The following is a 17079-nucleotide window of genomic DNA, read 5'->3' on the forward strand; positions in this document are numbered from 1 at the left end:
TCTGTAACTTGAATCTTTTCCAGTTGCGATGCTCATGTGCGATTGCACACTGCGCTTCTCACTGAAAAATCTTCGGCGCTACAGAAACAAATTCCTAATCAAAGCAGTTAGAATGTAAGACTTTGATGAACAAAATTTAGCTGCGGAGTGGTAGTTCAGTTGGTTAGAATACCGGCCTGTCACGCCGGGGGTCGCGGGTTCGAGTCCCGTCCACTCCGCCATTGAATATGGAGCCCTAGTCGAGAGACTAGGGCTTTTTCGTATTTCTCTTATCATTTTTACGAAAAAAGTGACTCCTGTAACTTTTTCGTTATGTTCTTTTTAGTGGGCCTTATCACCCTTTGTAAGCAAAGCGTACGATTGATAAAAACTGGCTTTTTGATTGCTCGCTTTCTCGCCGACTTTGGTTAAAATACCTGAAGTGTTTTTTGGAGGACTTATGAATCAATTAGCTATATTAGGGTATATTGCATTAGGAGGTGCATTTGGTGCATGTTCGCGCTATTTAGTAACAGAGTGGTGTACGGCATTATTGGGCAAAGGCTTTCCTTATGGGACCTTAACGGTCAACGTGGTCGGCTCATTTATTATGGGACTACTTATCGCCGCTTTTCAGAGTGAGATACTGTCTACAGACCCTTGGAGGCAGATAATTGGTCTTGGCTTTTTAGGTGCGCTAACCACCTTCTCTACCTTCTCTATGGATAATGTATTGCTGCTACAACAAGGAGCGATATTCAAAATGGGGTTAAATGTGGTGTTGAATGTCGTATTAAGTATATCAGCCGCGTGGGTTGGTTTTCAGCTCCTCACACGCGCATAACCGATATCATAGATTGACATGAACAGGTTGTTAATCTGCATCAATTTCATATAATGGCTCTACTTGTCGGAGTGCCACAAGGCTGAGACCGTTAAACGGGATCCGTTGAACCTGATCAGGTTAATACCTGCGAAGGGAACAAGAGAGACTTGGCTAGATCCTGTCTAGTTATCTATTCAAGATATCCTTATTTTTTTATAAGGCCATTCTACTTGTAGCATCCATCCGTCAAGCATTTTTATTCTATAAAATATCTAAAGGAAAAATGCTATGTCGAGTCGTAAACAATCAAGATTGGAAGCGAAGCAGTTCATCGATTCCCTCTCTGTCGAACCATACCCAAATTCTGAAAAGGTTTATATAACAGGCTCTCGTGATGATATCAGAGTGCCAATGAGAGAAATTTCTTTGTCTGATAGCTTGGTTGGCGGTACTAAAGAGGAGCCAATACTCGAGCCCAACGAGCCTATCCATGTTTACGATACTTCCGGCTTGTATACTGATCCGACATATACCATTGACTTATATAAAGGTTTACCTAAGCACAGAGAGGCTTGGATAGAGGAGCGTTCTGATACTGAAATCCTCGAGGGTGTGAGCTCGGCATATACCAAAGAGCGATTGGCTGATGAAACTCTCGATGATATGCGAGGCAGTGAGTTACCACGTGTACGCCGTGCAAAACAAGGCCAGTGTGTTACTCAGCTGCATTATGCTCGTAAGGGTATCGTCACGCCAGAAATGGAGTATATTGCCATACGTGAGAATATGGGGCGTCAGAAATACAAAGATGAGCAGCTAAACTTCCAGCATCCTGGGCAGAATTTCGGTGCCAACCTACCTAAAGAAATTACCCCTGAGTTTGTTCGAAAAGAAGTGGCTGAAGGTCGCGCTATTATTCCAGCGAATATTAACCACCCTGAATCTGAGCCGATGATCATTGGGCGCAACTTTTTGGTTAAGGTGAATGCCAATATTGGTAATTCATCAGTGAGCTCTTCTATCGAAGAGGAAGTTGAAAAGCTAGTTTGGTCTACCCGTTGGGGCGGAGACACGGTCATGGATCTGTCCACTGGTCGTAATATTCACGAAACACGTGAGCGAATCCTGCGTAACAGTCCTGTTCCTATTGGTACGGTTCCAATGTATCAAGCACTTGAAAAAGTGAATGGCATTGCTGAGAACCTAACATGGGAAGTGATGCGTGACACGCTAATTGAACAAGCAGAGCAGGGCGTTGACTACTTTACTATTCACGCAGGGGTACTATTAAGATATGTACCGATGACGGCGAAGCGTGTAACCGGTATCGTTTCTCGTGGTGGTTCGATTATTGCCAAGTGGTGCTTAGCCCACCATGAAGAAAGTTTCCTTTACACTAACTTCAGAGAAATTTGTGAGATTTGTGCGAAGTACGATATATCTCTATCGCTTGGTGATGGCCTTCGTCCTGGTTCAGTTGCTGATGCCAATGATGAAGCTCAGTTCTCCGAATTGCGCACGCTAGGTGAACTTACCAAAATTGCATGGGAGTACGATGTCCAGGTTATGATTGAAGGCCCTGGGCATGTGCCTCTTCATATGATCAAAGAAAACATGGATGAGCAGTTGGAGCACTGCCATGAAGCGCCTTTCTACACACTCGGGCCTCTTACTACCGATATTGCGCCTGGGTATGATCATATTACTTCCGGAATCGGTGCTGCGGTAATTGGTTGGTATGGCTGCGCAATGCTGTGTTATGTTACACCGAAAGAGCACTTAGGGCTGCCGAATAAGCAGGATGTAAAGACGGGTATTATTACCTATAAGCTTGCTGCCCATGCCGCTGATTTGGCAAAAGGCCATCCCGGTGCCCAAATCCGCGATAATGCGTTATCAAAAGCTCGTTTCGAATTTCGTTGGGAAGACCAATTTAACTTGTCTCTCGACCCTGAAACTGCTAAGTCCTATCACGATGAAACCTTGCCACAAGAGTCTGGCAAAGTGGCACACTTTTGCTCAATGTGTGGGCCAAAATTCTGTTCGATGAAAATATCCCAAGAAGTTAGAGACTATGCTAAGAAAAACGGCACAGGCTTAAGCGATGATGCTGTTGCAATCAAGTTAATTGATGATCCATTAGAAGGGATGAAGCAAAAATCTAAAGAGTTTTTGGAATCGGGCTCTGAGCTTTATCATCCGGCATCGTCTAAGTCAGAAGTTGCACTAGAGGACTAGCTAGTGATTGTTCTTGTCCCATCGCAATATATGCAGCTGAAGGATGAGATTGAACTTTGTTTAGCATTTGCAGCTCGAAGTGGGTTCGACGTTAACGATGTGGAACTGGGCTTAAGTCCAGCTTCACATGTCGTAGTGAAGGATACGCAAGAAATTCGACTAGATGCGAGCTTCTTGTCATCTTCTAATTCTCACTCAACAACTGATTATTTTATTCACTATCCACTTGAGCATCCGATGAGTTTGGAATCGGCTTGCAACGCTGTTAAGCAAACGAATTCTCTTGTCTGCATTTCTGTTCACGATGAAGCCCAAGCCTATTTCGATGTCTGGTTTAGCCATTGCCAATTTAAATCGGTAAAGCGCAACTGTGATGGCGGTAGTAAGGTGGTCAATCCGCAACGTCATTTCGCTTGGATTATAACAAGTTTAGCCCTGCGCTATTCTTTCGATGATGCTGTTGTCCTCGCCAATAGCTTTGCTAATGTTTCACGTGAAACATGGCCAAGACAATTTGATGACTTTGGCGAAGTTATCATTGGCATTCCAGATCTGGGTTTACAACCTATCAAAGAACAAACAAAAATTCCTCTGAACTTCACTCCGGTATCGAAAGAAAAGTTAGCTCTATACCCAATAGTAGACAACGCAATTGATGTTGAATCCTTGTTGAACCTCGGAGCAAAGACAGTTCAAATTAGACTTAAGCACTTGGATACTAAGCAACGAAAGGCAGAATACAAAAAAGCAATTGATCACGGCAAGCGATTAAACGCTCAGGTATTCATTAACGATGATTGGCAACTTGCGATAGAGCTTAACGCATATGGGGTTCACCTTGGCCAGGAAGATCTAGCAACCGCGGATCTGATTCAAATTTGCAATGCTGGGTTGGCGCTAGGTGTATCAACTCATGGCTATTTTGAAATTCTAAAAACCAACTCAATTAAGCCTAGTTACATAGCTTTTGGTCAAGTGTATATGGCTAAGTCTAAAGTGGTGGACTCTGCGCCACTTGGATTGACAAAACTACGCTTATTTAGGCAGTTAGTCGAATCGATAAAACCTAGTGATTGTACCAAGTTCAATCAAACAGCGACGGTTGCTATCGGTGGTATAACTCTGGACAACGCTAATCAGGTATTAAGTTGTAACGTTGATGGAATTGCTGTTATTAGCGCAATCGCTGGTTCAAATAGCCAACAAGATACAGTGAATCGGTTTTTGTCCATGATAAACAAACATGTTTTAGCTAAGAGTGCTTCAGCTACGGAGGCAACATGTTAAATGACGAGCAATTCCTCCGTTATCAGAGGCAAGTGGCTATGCCCGAAATAGGCGAAAGTGGCCAAGCAAATTTGTCTGAAAGCCACGTTCTCGTTATTGGCTGTGGTGGATTAGGCTGCTCAGTCGCTCTTTTTCTTGCTGGCGCAGGCGTAGGAAAGTTAGTTATTTCCGATGATGACTCTGTAGACATTTCTAATCTGCAACGACAAATTGCCTTTCGAACGGATTCAATTGGATTGAGCAAAACAAAAATGCTAGCCGATCAGATTGAAATGCTTAATCCAGACGTATCGGTAAGAACTTTGAATAAGAGGCTAAAAGAGACTCAGTTAAAACTGGAAGTATCTCTTGCTGATATCATCATTGATTGTACCGACAATTTTAGTTCAAGGCATTTGGTTAATCGCATTTGCTTTGAGTCTCGGAAGCCCCTGGTTAGCGGCGCCGCGATTGGTTGGAAAGGGCAGTTTGTAGTTTTCGATTACCAACAGGCAAACGGATGCTACCGCTGTTTATACCCTTTTGACGAATCACAACAGGCAAGTAAGTGCTCCGATAGTGGAATCATAGGCCCTGTTGTAGGAACGATAGGTAATCTTCAAGCCCTAGCGGCGATACAAAAGCTTGCCATGGGCAAGTTTCAATTTCCGACACATATGTTGCACAGTTTTGATGGGTTGAGTTTGGGCTGGCAGCAGTTTGCTATTCCACAGGACCATAGTTGCGATGTTTGTGGTGCGTCAGGTAAGCAGAATTTAGGAAGTTAACTATGACTACTATAACCATCACTGTTAATGGTGAACCAAAACGTGTGGCAAACGGTGAGAATCTAAATAATTTAATACGCCAATTTGCATTACCCGAGCAGGGTTGTGTCTTTACGGTTAATAATGCCATTGTACCGCGAAGTGAGTGGAGTTCGACGCTTATGTCGAATGGTGACACCATTTCACTATTTCAAGCCATTGCTGGAGGGTAACCTTTACTATGTTTAAAATTGCTGATTTTGAATTCCAATCTAGATTATTTACAGGTACAGGTAAGTTTGCAGATAGGCAATCCATGATAGACTCCATTGTTGAATCTGGTTCGCAAATGGCGACGATGGCCTTAAAGCGTGTCGATCTAGAAAATAAGTCTGATGACATTCTCGCTCCGCTAATCGCTAATAAAATAAAGCTTCTACCCAATACATCTGGTGCGACAACCGCTAAAGATGCGGTGTTTGCTGCTCATCTAGCACGTGAAGCTTTAGGTACCAATTGGGTTAAACTAGAAATCCACCCTGACCCAAGATATCTGCTACCAGATCCAGTGGAAACTTTGCTAGCTGCAGAGCAACTAGTAAAAGATGACTTTATCGTCCTTCCGTATTGCCATGCAGATCCGGTTCTATGTAAACGTTTAGAAGAAGTCGGGTGTGCTGCGGTTATGCCACTAGGCGCGCCTATTGGATCTAACAAAGGACTCATAACTGAGGACTTTCTTAAAATAATCATTGAGCAAGCGAATGTTCCTGTTGTTGTTGATGCAGGGATTGGAGCTCCTTCTCATGCTGCGCGTGCGTTAGAGTTGGGGGCGGATGCAGTTCTAGTTAACACTGCTATTGCCGCATCAAAGAACCCAACGTTAATGGCTACAGCGTTCAAGTTAGCAACGGAAAGCGGCCGCATGGCGTATGAGTCAGGCTTAGCCTCGCAAGTGAATCATGCAATAGCATCAAGCCCACTGACTTCATTTCTTGATGAGTGAGGGTGCTAATGAGTTTCCATCAAATATTTCAACAGCTAAATTGGGATGATATTTACCTCTCAATTTATTCTAAAACTAGTAGGGATGTAGAATCGGCGATAGCTAAAGATCGCATCGATTTAGAGGATTTTAAAGCACTCATTTCTCCTTCCGCTGAACCATACTTAGAGCAAATGGCAGCCAAATCTGTGCAGCTTACCAGGCAAAGGTTTGGCAATACTATTTCTATGTATATTCCTCTGTATCTTTCCAATTTATGCTCCAATGCGTGCACTTACTGCGGCTTCACAATGGAGAACAAAATAAAAAGAAAGACGCTAAATACAGATGAGGTGCGCTTAGAGGTCAATGCGATTAAGAAAATGAACTTCGACAGTGTACTTCTTGTAACGGGTGAGCACGAAACTAAAGTCGGGATGGAGTATTTCAAGAAAACCATACCCACCATAAAAGAACAGTTTAGCTACCTTGCGATGGAAGTGCAGCCACTAGATGAAGTGGATTATGTGCAACTCAAGTCGCTTGGGTTGGATGCTGTAATGGTGTATCAAGAAACTTATCATCCTTCCACTTATGCTCAACATCATTTACGTGGTAAAAAGCGTGATTTTATTTATCGACTCGAAACTCCCGATAGATTAGCTAAGGCTGGAATTGATAAAATTGGTATCGGTGCGCTGATTGGCCTTGAGGACTGGCGCACGGACTGCTTTTTTACCGCCAGCCACTTAGATTATTTGCAGCGGCGTTATTGGAAATCACGTTACTCTATCTCGTTTCCAAGGCTACGGCCATGCGAGGGGGGGCTGCAGCCTAAGTCAATTATGTCTGATAGACAGCTAGTTCAATTAATTTGCGCTTATCGGTTGTTTAGCCACGAAGTCGAGTTGTCACTATCGACGCGCGAATCGGAACACTTTCGCGACAATGTTCTTCCACTTGGGGTGACACACATGTCTGCGGCGTCTAAAACTCAACCCGGTGGTTACTCGAATGAGCAAAAGGAACTCGAGCAGTTTGAAATATCGGATGAGAGAAGTGCAATGACAATTGAATCAATGATAAGGCAAAAAGGCTTTGCGCCAGTTTGGCATGATTGGCATTCCGCCTACTCCGGGTGAGGGGGATGTTTCACGTGAAACATAAAAAAGCGACTCAAAAAATGAGTCGCTTAGAATTAGCACAATCTATTAGATACTGAGGCTGGGGTTAGGAATGGGTTACTGGTTGAGTAGCATTTCTCAACCAGTCCTTTGTTTCCCCATCAACCAGCGTATTCAAATCTGACCACACTTTTTGGTGATAGTCATTCAACCATGCCAGCTCAACTTGGGTTAACAGTGTTACATCAATACAGCGTGTATCAATAGGGCATCGTGTTAACGACTCAAATGTAAGGACCGGGAAGTCACCACTTGATTCTTGTTCAACAACCGTCTCCAAGTTCTCAATTCGAATACCATAAGCATCCGCTTTATAGTAACCAGGTTCGTTGGATAAAATCATACCCGCTTCTAAAGGCACATTAATCTGTTTTTTCGATATACTTTGCGGGCCTTCATGCACACTTAAGAAGTGACCAACGCCGTGACCAGTACCATGATCATAGTCATAGCCTTCCGCCCATAGGTGGTGGCGTGCCAAGGTGTCAATTTGGTAGCCACAAGTACCTTTAGGGAATCGAGCTTGAGCAACTGAGATATGCCCTTTAAGCACTAAGGTAAATTGCTTAGTCATTTCAGCACTTGGCTTGCCTATCGCTATCGTGCGAGTGATGTCGGTGGTACCGTCATGATACTGGCCGCCTGAGTCGACCAAATATAAAGAGTCGTATTGTAACGCAGCCGGATGCTCTTGGTTTTTGTGATTGTAGTGGCACATCGCAGCATTACCACCAGTTGCTGAAATGGTATCAAAGCTTAGATCGACAAGGCTGGGCTCTTCTTCTCTAAACTGTTGTAGTCGATCGGCAAGGGTTGCCTCGGTATGACTGACCGATTGTTCAACTTGCTTGTCTAACCAGGAAAGGAATTTCACCATTGCTACGCCATCTTTGATGTGGCTTGATTTCATGCCTGATAGCTCGGCAGGGTTTTTAATGGCTTTAGGTAGTGCACATGGGTCTAGTGCAGGGACTATAGATGCGCTCACTTTGTCTAAAGTGAGTTTCAGCCAGGCGTTACTTGTACTTGGGTCGATCATGACCTTTTGATTCTCTAAAGCTTGTAGTCGTGATTCGAATTCAGTAGGAGCAAATACGTTAACGCCTTCGCCGACATGGTCGGAAAAGTTTTCAGGTAAACGTGATTGATCAATAAAAAACTCAACTTGGCCGTTATCAAAAATAATGGCTTGAGATAGCAAGACAGGTAGCCTAGATACATCGGTACCACGTACGTTTAGTAGCCAGCAGATAGAATCTAGTGAACTGATCACCGCGCACTTGGCATCATTGTCACTGATGGTTTTTGCCACTTCCAGGCGTTTTTCAACACTGCTGGTTCCTGCAGCTTGGGTACTCATCAAGTAGGCGCTGGACTCAATGGCAGCGGGTCGATCAGACCAAAGAGCATCGATAGGATTCTCTGTTACTTCGACCAGCTGAAACTTAGCGGCTAACTCATTTGAAGTGCTCTCATACCACGAATTTGAATGCATTTTAGGGTCGAAAGCGATGCGGGAATTTGCCGAAAGCTTGGCTTTGATCCACTCAACAGGAGGAAAGTCGATAAGGTGGCAATATTCGAATAGGTCGCTAGGAACTTGACTCTTTACTTGTACCGTATACCGTCCGTCCACGAACATGGCAGCTGAGTCGCGGCTGATCACAGCTGCGCCAGCTGAGCCGGTAAAGCCAGTTAACCAATGTAACCGTTCATTGTGCTTGGGAATGTATTCCCCTAGGTACTCATCTTCATGAGGAATAATAATAGCGTCATAGTTGTTTTGCTCGAGCCAAGAGCGTAACGCGTTCACTTTAGAAATAACGGTTTCAAGCATTTAAGTATTCCTTATAGTTAGGACTTAATCTTTCCTATTGAGTTATTGTTGAGTAGGGTTAAAGTCGACACTAACGCTACTCTTTTTCCGCTTGCAACGCAATTGTTCTAAAGTGTAAAGTTTTTTCTTCAATGATGTTGCGTAGCCATGTCAATGCCGGTTCATTTGCTCTGTCTCGATGCCAGAACAGGGTGTAAGCCATAGGTGGAAATGGCAAAGGCAAAGGTAGGATCTCCAAATTCAATTGTTTAGACACTAACTCGATGAAATGTCGTGGTGCAGTAAAGACAAGGTCTGTGTAGGTACACAGATTGGCCGCGCTATTAAAGTCAGGCACTATGATGGCGATATCGCGTTGATGACCAAGATCGGCGAGTCGATAGTCTAGTAGCCATCGGTCGTTGCCATCGCATCTGACTTGAACATGCCGAAGGGATAAATACGTCGCTAAATCCCATTGTTGGTTAGCTAATATGGGGTGGTCTTTGCGAACCACACAGAGTGTTGAGTCTTGATAAATCTCTAATTCAGCAATGTCATTGGGTGGGAGCATGGTAAGTTTGGCGTCATTAATATCAATGTCTTTGCCGGTGATACCGAGATCTAAATCACCTGACTGGAGGTTCTTAAAGGTGTTGTCTGCCCAAGAATGGGTGGCAATGGTTAAATTTGGAGCCTGGTGAAATACTTGTGGCAAGAAATGAGAAAATATCAGTGGGAAGACGCTTTCAACGGTGGCGATATGAAAACAATGGTCGCTCGATGTTGGAATGAATTTTTCTGGTTCGATCAAAATCTCTAATTGGTTAACGATATGATCGATTTTGGGCTTAATGTGTAAGGCTTTTGGGGTAGGCTTTAAGCCGTGTGAAGTGCGAACAAACAAAGGGTCATCAAACTGATTTCTGAGCTTCATTAGCGATTTACTCACTGCTGACTGGCTAAGATTTAGTCGCTGTGCTGCTCTCGTGACGTTTTGTTCGTCGAGCAAGACGCTGAAGCAAACCAGCAAATTCAGATCCATTCTTGATAATTTCTGAATGCTCATGTGATTTTCCAAATAGGAATATTAACCATGAGTATATATCATTTTCATTCATAGCCCTAAATCGATAGAATGCCCGGTTAATGTTAGTTCGATTGGAAATTATGTTGCGATGAAGGCCAAATCAATAAGTAAAGCACAAGTGATGACTCTAATATTACTTGTATTATTCAGTCCTCTGGCGATTGATATATACTTGCCAGCGTTGCCGACCATCGCTAACGAATTGGGCGTATCTAGCACCATCGCTCAGGATACGATTACTTGGTTTCTATTTTCAATGGGATTGGGGCAATTGTTTGCTGGCCCCCTGGCTGATAAGTTTGGTCGTAAAACCATCGCAATTTTTGGTGTGGTGGTGTACGGCCTCAGTGCATGGTTTTCTTATCTAGCTCAATCAATGGACTGGCTGCTCATAGCGCGATTGATGCAAGGATTTGGCGCCTGTGCCACTTCTGTTGCTGCGTTTGCTGCGGTAAGAGATCTTTTTGGTCCTACGCGCAGTGGAAAAATGATCAGCTATTTAAACGGGGCAATTTGTTTTATCCCGGCTTTGGCACCAATTTTAGGTAGTTGGCTAACCATGCAGTTTGGCTGGAGAAGTAATTTTGGTTTGATGGCCAGTTTTGCTGTTGTGGTATTGGTTTTGCTGACTGTGTTTATGCGAGAGACCAATACGGTGCAACAAACCCAATCCGTATTTAAACTCGATAGATATTGGTCGGTGTTGAAAAATCCTTCATTTTTGTTTCATGCCAGCATGTGTCTTCTGGCAATGGCAGCGATACTGGCTTACGTGACCTCAGCGCCAGTTGTGCTTATCGAGCAGCTAGGCTTGACGATGAAGGAATTTACGCTTTGGTTTAGTTTCAATGCGGTGATTAACATCTTTGTTTGTATGTATGCGCCAAAAGTGATGGATAAAATAGGTGCACACAAGTGTCTGGTCATCGGTTCAGCGCTGCTCGTCATCGCTGGTATAGCGATGTACTCACTGTCAAGCATTCACACCCCCGCTGCGTTTATGGTGCCTGTGTTTATATCATCGGTAGGCTGCGCTTTGATTCTCGGCTCGGGGGCTGGTGAAGCGCTCGCCCCTTTCGGTGACAAAGCAGGCACAGCGGCAGCGCTACTCGGTTTGTTTCAAATGAGTGGTTCGGGTGTGCTAGTGAGTTGGGTACAAAGTTTGACTTTGATGCCACAGATATTGGTAGCGTTGCAGATGGTATTGATTGTGCCCGCGTTTTTGATTTTAATGACTAAGGCATATCGTCGCTGGCAGTTTAATCAGGCTAAGTGAAAATAATTCGGCTGGTCAGGTGCTTACCTGATGTAAAATCGTTTTGAATGCCATATCATATTGCTATCTCCCTGCATTTACTGCAGGGAAATGCCATAACTCAATAATCATGTTTAAATATTCGAGAAACAGGTGTATATTTAAATTTGATTTATTCAACTATTCTATTTCCGATATATCCACTGGAAGTTATATACTAATGACGATGACCACCTATGAAATGGCACGCGTTCTGGAGCAATTAGAAGATTCTCCAGAAAAAATAATGTTTGGTAAGTTATTAAATGAACTGGGCAATCAAAGTGGCGAGCGAATTCAAAGTGCAGCTAAACAGGTTCCCCTTCATTTACTGCGTGATATTGTATTTCAATTTCAACAAGTGATTGAATCTCGCAAGGATGAGCAAGTAGGAGAGCTAGCTAAGCAATTGGCAGAACAGGGTATTTCTGCAGAAGAGCTAGAGAAATTCCTCAACCGTTAAATTAATTCTGCGTTCCAATAGCTACCGGGCTTTTATTTGAAAAATAAGAGCCTAGTTTATTTTATTCTTTTTTAGTGAGCCTTAATTTGCCATTAAGTTTAATGGTATTAGCTTAAGGGTTTACATTGCGGTTTATTGGGTTTTGCAGCGATATTAACGTTTCGGTTGATTGGACTTCATCAATTGATTGCAGCTTGTTTATTAACACTTCTTGCAACTCTTCGATAGAGCGACACATTAGTTTTACGAAAATATTATAAGCGCCTGTCGTGTAATATGCTTCAACGACTTCTTCTAATGCGTTCAGTTTCTCCAGTGCGGACGGATAATCTCTAGCTGCATTTAAGTTTATGCCGATGAAACAACACACATCGTAACCAAGCTTTTTGGTATCAACAATGACCTCAGTTCCTTGAATTATTTGTGCCGCTTTCATCTTCTCGATGCGTACGTGAATGGTTGCGGGGCTGACTTGAAATTGTTTCGCCATTTCTGCATATGGAGTGCGGGCGTCTTCCATTAGTGTTTTTAATATGGCCTTGTCTAGTTGGTCAATTTTGGAAGCAGCTGTCGACATAACATTCTCTATTAATGATGAAAGTAAAACTGGCCTAATAGTAGCTTTATAAAGTAGATAGGCTCAAGCTACTCATTGTCGGAACAATAGAAATATCAATGTATAGGTCAATAGATTAGAATGAAAGGCGTATATTGGAATTTTAAGTTTTAATTAATAAATTTCTTTATTAACCATTGCCTGCCTAACAAAGCGACCAGTCGGATACTTTATATAGGTTATAAAGGCTTTGTTGTGGTTGGTAAAACCTATCACTTTTTAAAAGGGCAAATGATTGCGTATTAAGCTGATATCAGAGGCGACTGAAAGGCCTGATCATTTAACAACGTTAGCTAAGCAATTCGGGTTAGAGCATCAAGACAATCACCCGTTTGCTCTCGTGGATACTGGTGAGCGCATTGAATTACGTAAGCTTGATGAACCCAAGCTTGGTGCGGTCTATGTCGACTTTGCTTCCGGTTCTGTTGCTCACAGGCGTAAATTCGGTGGTGGTAAAGGCCAAGATATTGCCAAGGCAGTTGGCATCAGTAAAGGGGGCTTACCAAGTATTCTAGACGCGACAGCAGGACTAGGTCGAGACTCTTTTATCTTCGCGTCCTTAGGTTCTCATGTACATATGATTGAGCGAAATCCTATGGTCGCGATGCTGCTTTCTGATGGTCTCGAGAGGGCAAAACAAGATCGCGAAATAGGGGCGTGGGTAACGGAAAGAATGTCACTCTCGTTTTCTGCGGGTCAGCTTGCGCTTGAATCTAGCTCTGTGGAGGGATCTCCACTGAAGCCAGATGTTGTGTATCTCGATCCTATGTATCCCCATGCCGAAAACAAAAAAAACTCAGCCTTAGTAAAGAAAGAAATGCGCGTTTTTCAAAGTGTGGTCGGTGCTGACAATGACGCTGATGCATTGTTGCAACCTGCACTTACTGTGGCACAAAAACGAGTGGTTGTTAAACGGCCCAACTATGCGCCTTGGCTTGCGGACAAAAAACCATCGATGTCGATAAAGATGAAAAAAAACAGATTTGATGTTTACGTTTTAGCTTCAATGACTTAGTACACAGCTTTATAAATAAGCGTGTGTAAACAGTTGCGTCTACGGCTTTGCACAGGTATAGATAATTACGAATCATTTTTATTCTTGTCTGGAGTGGTGGCATGGTAAAACGTTTTTGTAAGATGAATCGTCAGGAAATTTCCAGTAGCCTTGGGCAAATACATCAGTTGGTCTCTGCGCCTAAGTATATTTGTCGCGCTTGTATTCGCACCTCTTCTTATAAAGGCTCACTGTGTAAGCCAAATCTTATTTCCACTGAGAACATAGCCCCGGCTTCACCTCCTGCACATCAATCAACGCAAAGTATACGACAGACGCTTAACAGCTCTACCGTATCGGATAAAACTTTAGTTGTAAGTGAGTGTTTACCAACATCAGATGGCACTGAATCTAACGAGATAACCAAGAAGAAGAGCAAGAAGCTTAAGAAAAAGCTCGCCAAGCAAAGCAAGCAGTTAAAAAAGCTGAAAAAACTGGGCAAGAAACAAGACAAGTTACGTAAAAAGCACGAGAAGATTAGGCGCAAGATACAGCGTGTAGATAGCCAGTTGACCACAGGTCTTGTACAGACCAAAGACACTATCGAGAGGCCTTTGGTTCATTAGCCACTTTGGTTTGTTAGCCACATAATGGAAAACACCATTGGGGGCTTTGTTAGTATAGTGCCCCCAAAGCTCACCAGAATGCCATTAGGCGTCTTTTAATGGTACAACTAACATATCTACAGGGGAGTAGTTAATCAGCTGTTTGGTTGAGGATAAAAACTTACTCCAAAAATCTTGGTGATGGCCGCATACTAGCAGATCAACTTGGTATTCATTGATCTTGTCACACAGCTCATTACTTAAATCACCACTACCTACCAAAGTGTGTTTTATCGGGTAGTCTGCTCTATCGGCAATTTTTTGTAGAAATTTTTGCGACGACTCCATGGTTTGATGCTGGGTTTCGGCTAGGTTGATATCGATTAAACCGGTGTAAACTTCAGCGTAATTGACGTCGATATGGATAAAAGACAGCTCTGCGTCTAATGGGGTTGCTAGGGCCACTGCTTTTTCTACGAGGTAGTCGCTTTCTTCGGATAGATCGACTGCAACTAAAATATGCTTATAACTCATGGTTATTTCCTCTTTTTAATCACCTACTTAAAGCCTATCACTACATGTTGGCTAAATATGTCGTTGTGATCTCAGTTACACATTCAGCATGCAAGATGATATCTTTGCCGAAACCTAGCCTGGCTAACCGCCAAGACGAAAAAATAATAGGAGACTTTTTATGCTATCAAGTGCGATGGTTGAACAATTAAATGAGCAAATTAATCTAGAATTTTTTTCATCCAATCTATACTTACAAATGAGTGCTTGGTGTGAAGACAAAGGCTTCGAAGGTGCGGCTGAGTTTCTTCGTGAACACGCAGTTGAAGAAATGCAGCACATGCAGCGTCTATTCACTTACGTAAGCGAGACAGGCGCCATGCCAATTTTAGGTGCTATTGTAGCTCCGCAACATGAGTTTGACAGTCTAGGTGATGTGTTCCGATTGACTTATGAGCATGAGCAAATGATTACCAGCAAAATCAACACACTAGCTCATGTAGCGTTTACTTCGCAAGATTACTCAACGTTCAACTTCCTGCAGTGGTATGTCGCAGAGCAGCACGAAGAAGAGAAGTTGTTTAAAGGGATTTTAGACAAGCTAGAACTTGTAGGGGAAGATGGTAAAGCGTTGTTCTTTATCGATAAAGATCTAGCGACAATGGCAAAAGAAGGTTCATCTTCTATTATGGATGCCCAAGCTGAATAGCTGAAAAGATAGCGGTTGCATTGATTATCTTTTTCTTCTGGGCATGTAAGTGAAGATGTAGGGAGGAAAAGATGATCAGTGGAGACACTATTTTATTTGCGCTTACACTTGTTACGGTCATCAATGTAGCAAGATATCTCACCGCATTACGTTCACTCATATACATAATGCGAGAAGCTCACCCACTTTTATATCAGCAGGTTGACGGTGGTGGATTTTTCACCACGCATGGAAATGTGACAAAACAAGTCCGTCTCTATCACTATCTCAAAACCAAAGAGTACCACCATCACCACGACGCGTTATTTACCGATAAATGCGATCGTGTTCGAGAGCTATTTATTTTATCGGCCGCTTTACTGGTTGCGACATTAATGGTCGCGGTAATTCTTTAGTCTAGGATTTGTCAACCCTAGTAAATGTGGTTAAACTGACGGCCTTTGCAAGGATGTGCGTTCGCACATCCTTTTTTGTTATAGCGATGTGAGAAAGTCATGAGTAATAAATTTGATGTCATTGTGATTGGTGCAGGGGCCGCTGGGCTCATGTGTGCAGCGCAAGCTGGCAAGCGCGGGCGTCAGGTATTGGTGATCGATCACGCTAAAAAGCCAGGGCGAAAAATTCTCATCTCAGGGGGTGGTCGCTGTAACTTTACCAATTACGATGTGTCTGCAAGTCACTACTTATGCGCAAACCCTCACTTTGTAAAATCGGCGCTATCGCAGTACACCAATTGGGATTTCATCTCACTGGTTAGCAAATACCAGATCGAATTTGAAGAGCGCGATCACGGACAGCTTTTTTGCTTGGACTCGGCCAAGGATATTGTTGCCATGCTGCTCAAAGAGTGTGATATGCCAAACATCCAGCAAAGATACCAAGCTGATGTGCATAGCATAGAAAAGCAACAGCAGGGGTTTGAAGTCAAGATCGGTACGGATATTTATCAATGCGAATCCTTGGTCGTGGCTACTGGTGGCTTGTCGATGCCAAAGCTTGGCGCGACTCCGTTTGGCTATCGTGTGGCAGAGCAATTTGGATTAACGGTTGTGCCCACCACCGCAGGCTTGGTTCCTTTTACCTTGCACACAGAAGACAAGCAGGCATTCTCAGAGCTGTCTGGTATTGCTATTCCGGTTGAAATCACCGCTGAAGATGGAACAGTCTTTAAAGAAGCATTGTTATTTACTCATAGAGGGTTATCAGGGCCGTCTGTATTGCAAATTTCGTCTTATTGGAAGCCTGGTCAGAAGGTTTCTATCAATTTAGTTCCAGATGCAGATATCAACACCTTGTTGTCCAAATCAAAGGATAAGCATCCAAATCAAACCATGAAGACAACTTTAGCCAAGATTTTGCCTAAACGGTTTATTGACGTGCTTATTGAAAGAAAAGTGTTTATCGACAAACCATTAAAGCAATTTAACCCCAAAGAGCTCGATGACATACAGCGTATACTGGAAAACTGGCACATTGCCCCCAACGGGACGGAAGGCTATCGGACGGCAGAAGTGACACTCGGTGGAGTGCATACTGACCATATTTCTTCTAAAACAATGGAATGTAAAACGGTAGCCGGATTGTATTTTATTGGCGAAGTGATGGACGTGACGGGTTGGCTCGGCGGCTTTAACTTTCAATGGGCATGGTCAAGTGGCTATGTGGCTGGGCAATGGGCGTAAAGGTATTTAGGAACAATTAAGCTTGTCCGTTATCATTCCATCTCTGGCCAAT

At 43.3% G+C, this 17079-nt stretch carries 18 protein-coding genes, 1 tRNA gene and 1 riboswitch; of the genes, 15 read left to right on the forward strand and 4 right to left on the reverse strand.

Features of this window, described 5'->3' with window-relative positions:
* Window positions 1-144: 144 nt before the first annotated feature.
* The 8 genes from M9194_RS15570 (at window position 145) to thiH (ending at window position 7203) form a co-directional block, all read left to right on the forward strand.
* Window positions 145-221 (forward strand) — tRNA-Asp (locus M9194_RS15570).
* A 218-nt stretch (window positions 222-439) separates the two neighbouring features.
* Window positions 440-823, forward strand: coding sequence for a fluoride efflux transporter CrcB (crcB, locus tag M9194_RS15575; RefSeq protein ID WP_250613610.1), 384 nt, complete (start codon window positions 440-442; stop codon window positions 821-823).
* A gap of 57 nt (window positions 824-880) precedes the next feature.
* Window positions 881-978: riboswitch (TPP riboswitch) on the forward strand.
* A 115-nt stretch (window positions 979-1093) separates the two neighbouring features.
* On the forward strand, window positions 1094-3043 hold the full coding sequence (gene thiC, locus M9194_RS15580) for a phosphomethylpyrimidine synthase ThiC (RefSeq protein WP_250613611.1): 1950 nt from the start codon (window positions 1094-1096) through the stop codon (window positions 3041-3043).
* 3 nt (window positions 3044-3046) lie between these two features.
* Complete coding sequence (locus M9194_RS15585; protein WP_250613612.1) at window positions 3047-4330, forward strand: thiamine phosphate synthase; 1284 nt, start codon at window positions 3047-3049, stop codon at window positions 4328-4330.
* A complete protein-coding gene (locus M9194_RS15590) occupies window positions 4324-5097 on the forward strand; it encodes a HesA/MoeB/ThiF family protein (protein WP_250613613.1) in 774 nt (257 codons plus the stop codon). Before M9194_RS15585 ends, M9194_RS15590 begins: the two co-directional genes overlap by 7 nt.
* A 2-nt stretch (window positions 5098-5099) precedes the next feature.
* Window positions 5100-5309, forward strand: a complete 210-nt coding sequence (gene thiS, locus M9194_RS15595) for a sulfur carrier protein ThiS (protein ID WP_250613614.1) — start codon at window positions 5100-5102, stop codon at window positions 5307-5309.
* A gap of 8 nt (window positions 5310-5317) precedes the next feature.
* Entirely contained in the window at window positions 5318-6082 is a 765-nt protein-coding gene (locus M9194_RS15600) for a thiazole synthase (protein ID WP_250613615.1), read from the forward strand.
* Between the two features lie 8 nt (window positions 6083-6090).
* Window positions 6091-7203 carry a 2-iminoacetate synthase ThiH gene (thiH, locus tag M9194_RS15605; RefSeq protein ID WP_250613616.1) on the forward strand — a complete coding sequence of 371 codons (1113 nt, stop codon included), beginning with the start codon at window positions 6091-6093 and terminating at the stop codon, window positions 7201-7203.
* 88 nt (window positions 7204-7291) lie between these two features.
* On the opposite strand, the gene M9194_RS15610 is transcribed toward thiH, so the two are convergent.
* On the reverse strand, window positions 7292-9082 hold the full coding sequence (locus M9194_RS15610) for an aminopeptidase P family protein (RefSeq protein WP_250613617.1): 1791 nt from the start codon (window positions 9080-9082) through the stop codon (window positions 7292-7294).
* Window positions 9083-9158: 76 nt separating this feature from the next.
* Window positions 9159-10130, reverse strand: coding sequence for a LysR substrate-binding domain-containing protein (locus M9194_RS15615; protein ID WP_250613618.1), 972 nt, complete (start codon window positions 10128-10130; stop codon window positions 9159-9161).
* 109 nt (window positions 10131-10239) lie between these two features.
* Between M9194_RS15615 and M9194_RS15620 the strand changes: the two genes are divergently transcribed.
* Both M9194_RS15620 and tsrA read left to right on the forward strand, forming a co-directional pair.
* Window positions 10240-11427 carry a multidrug effflux MFS transporter gene (locus M9194_RS15620; RefSeq protein WP_250613619.1) on the forward strand — a complete coding sequence of 396 codons (1188 nt, stop codon included), beginning with the start codon at window positions 10240-10242 and terminating at the stop codon, window positions 11425-11427.
* Window positions 11428-11626: 199 nt separating this feature from the next.
* The gene (tsrA, locus tag M9194_RS15625; protein ID WP_250613620.1) at window positions 11627-11908 is read left to right on the forward strand and encodes an H-NS-like global regulator TsrA; all 282 of its coding nucleotides are present in this window, start codon (window positions 11627-11629) and stop codon (window positions 11906-11908) included.
* A gap of 112 nt (window positions 11909-12020) precedes the next feature.
* Here the strand turns inward: tsrA and asnC are convergent, their stop codons facing one another.
* Window positions 12021-12485, reverse strand: a complete 465-nt coding sequence (asnC, locus tag M9194_RS15630; protein WP_250613621.1) for a transcriptional regulator AsnC — start codon at window positions 12483-12485, stop codon at window positions 12021-12023.
* Between the two features lie 274 nt (window positions 12486-12759).
* Here asnC and M9194_RS15635 point away from each other — a divergent pair, with 274 nt between their 5' ends.
* Both M9194_RS15635 and M9194_RS15640 read left to right on the forward strand, forming a co-directional pair.
* Window positions 12760-13539, forward strand: coding sequence for a class I SAM-dependent methyltransferase (locus M9194_RS15635; protein WP_250613622.1), 780 nt, complete (start codon window positions 12760-12762; stop codon window positions 13537-13539).
* 101 nt (window positions 13540-13640) lie between these two features.
* Entirely contained in the window at window positions 13641-14144 is a 504-nt protein-coding gene (locus tag M9194_RS15640; protein WP_250613623.1) for a hypothetical protein, read from the forward strand.
* 84 nt (window positions 14145-14228) lie between these two features.
* Here the strand turns inward: M9194_RS15640 and M9194_RS15645 are convergent, their stop codons facing one another.
* Entirely contained in the window at window positions 14229-14657 is a 429-nt protein-coding gene (locus tag M9194_RS15645; protein ID WP_250613624.1) for a universal stress protein, read from the reverse strand.
* Window positions 14658-14817: 160 nt separating this feature from the next.
* Here M9194_RS15645 and ftnA point away from each other — a divergent pair, with 160 nt between their 5' ends.
* The 3 genes from ftnA to M9194_RS15660 all read left to right on the forward strand — a co-directional run bounded on the left by ftnA (window position 14818) and on the right by M9194_RS15660 (window position 17027).
* On the forward strand, window positions 14818-15345 hold the full coding sequence (gene ftnA, locus M9194_RS15650; protein ID WP_250613625.1) for a non-heme ferritin: 528 nt from the start codon (window positions 14818-14820) through the stop codon (window positions 15343-15345).
* Between the two features lie 71 nt (window positions 15346-15416).
* Window positions 15417-15740, forward strand: a complete 324-nt coding sequence (gene uspB, locus M9194_RS15655) for a universal stress protein UspB (protein ID WP_250613626.1) — start codon at window positions 15417-15419, stop codon at window positions 15738-15740.
* 99 nt (window positions 15741-15839) lie between these two features.
* The gene (locus tag M9194_RS15660) at window positions 15840-17027 is read left to right on the forward strand and encodes a BaiN/RdsA family NAD(P)/FAD-dependent oxidoreductase (RefSeq protein ID WP_250613627.1); all 1188 of its coding nucleotides are present in this window, start codon (window positions 15840-15842) and stop codon (window positions 17025-17027) included.
* Window positions 17028-17079: the final 52 nt, after the last annotated feature.

Origin of the sequence: Vibrio sinus (genome assembly GCF_023634645.1) — a bacterium.
In the GTDB taxonomy this organism is placed as follows: Bacteria; Pseudomonadota; Gammaproteobacteria; order Enterobacterales; family Vibrionaceae; genus Vibrio; species Vibrio sinus.

Excerpts from the sequence above, each read along its gene's own strand:
- M9194_RS15620 (WP_250613619.1), top strand. The coding sequence starts at position 10,240 with ATGAAGGCCAAATCAATAAGTAAAGCACAAGTGATGACTCTAATATTA.
- M9194_RS15600 (WP_250613615.1), top strand. The coding sequence starts at position 5,318 with ATGTTTAAAATTGCTGATTTTGAATTCCAATCTAGATTATTTACAGGT.
- ftnA (WP_250613625.1), top strand. The coding sequence starts at position 14,818 with ATGCTATCAAGTGCGATGGTTGAACAATTAAATGAGCAAATTAATCTA.
- M9194_RS15610 (WP_250613617.1), bottom strand. The coding sequence starts at position 9,082 with ATGCTTGAAACCGTTATTTCTAAAGTGAACGCGTTACGCTCTTGGCTC.
- thiS (WP_250613614.1), top strand. The coding sequence starts at position 5,100 with ATGACTACTATAACCATCACTGTTAATGGTGAACCAAAACGTGTGGCA.
- crcB (WP_250613610.1), top strand. The coding sequence starts at position 440 with ATGAATCAATTAGCTATATTAGGGTATATTGCATTAGGAGGTGCATTT.
- M9194_RS15615 (WP_250613618.1), bottom strand. The coding sequence starts at position 10,130 with ATGAGCATTCAGAAATTATCAAGAATGGATCTGAATTTGCTGGTTTGC.
- M9194_RS15645 (WP_250613624.1), bottom strand. The coding sequence starts at position 14,657 with ATGAGTTATAAGCATATTTTAGTTGCAGTCGATCTATCCGAAGAAAGC.
- asnC (WP_250613621.1), bottom strand. The coding sequence starts at position 12,485 with ATGTCGACAGCTGCTTCCAAAATTGACCAACTAGACAAGGCCATATTA.
- M9194_RS15660 (WP_250613627.1), top strand. The coding sequence starts at position 15,840 with ATGAGTAATAAATTTGATGTCATTGTGATTGGTGCAGGGGCCGCTGGG.
- M9194_RS15640 (WP_250613623.1), top strand. The coding sequence starts at position 13,641 with ATGGTAAAACGTTTTTGTAAGATGAATCGTCAGGAAATTTCCAGTAGC.
- uspB (WP_250613626.1), top strand. The coding sequence starts at position 15,417 with ATGATCAGTGGAGACACTATTTTATTTGCGCTTACACTTGTTACGGTC.
- thiH (WP_250613616.1), top strand. The coding sequence starts at position 6,091 with ATGAGTTTCCATCAAATATTTCAACAGCTAAATTGGGATGATATTTAC.
- M9194_RS15590 (WP_250613613.1), top strand. The coding sequence starts at position 4,324 with ATGTTAAATGACGAGCAATTCCTCCGTTATCAGAGGCAAGTGGCTATG.
- thiC (WP_250613611.1), top strand. The coding sequence starts at position 1,094 with ATGTCGAGTCGTAAACAATCAAGATTGGAAGCGAAGCAGTTCATCGAT.
- tsrA (WP_250613620.1), top strand. The coding sequence starts at position 11,627 with ATGACGATGACCACCTATGAAATGGCACGCGTTCTGGAGCAATTAGAA.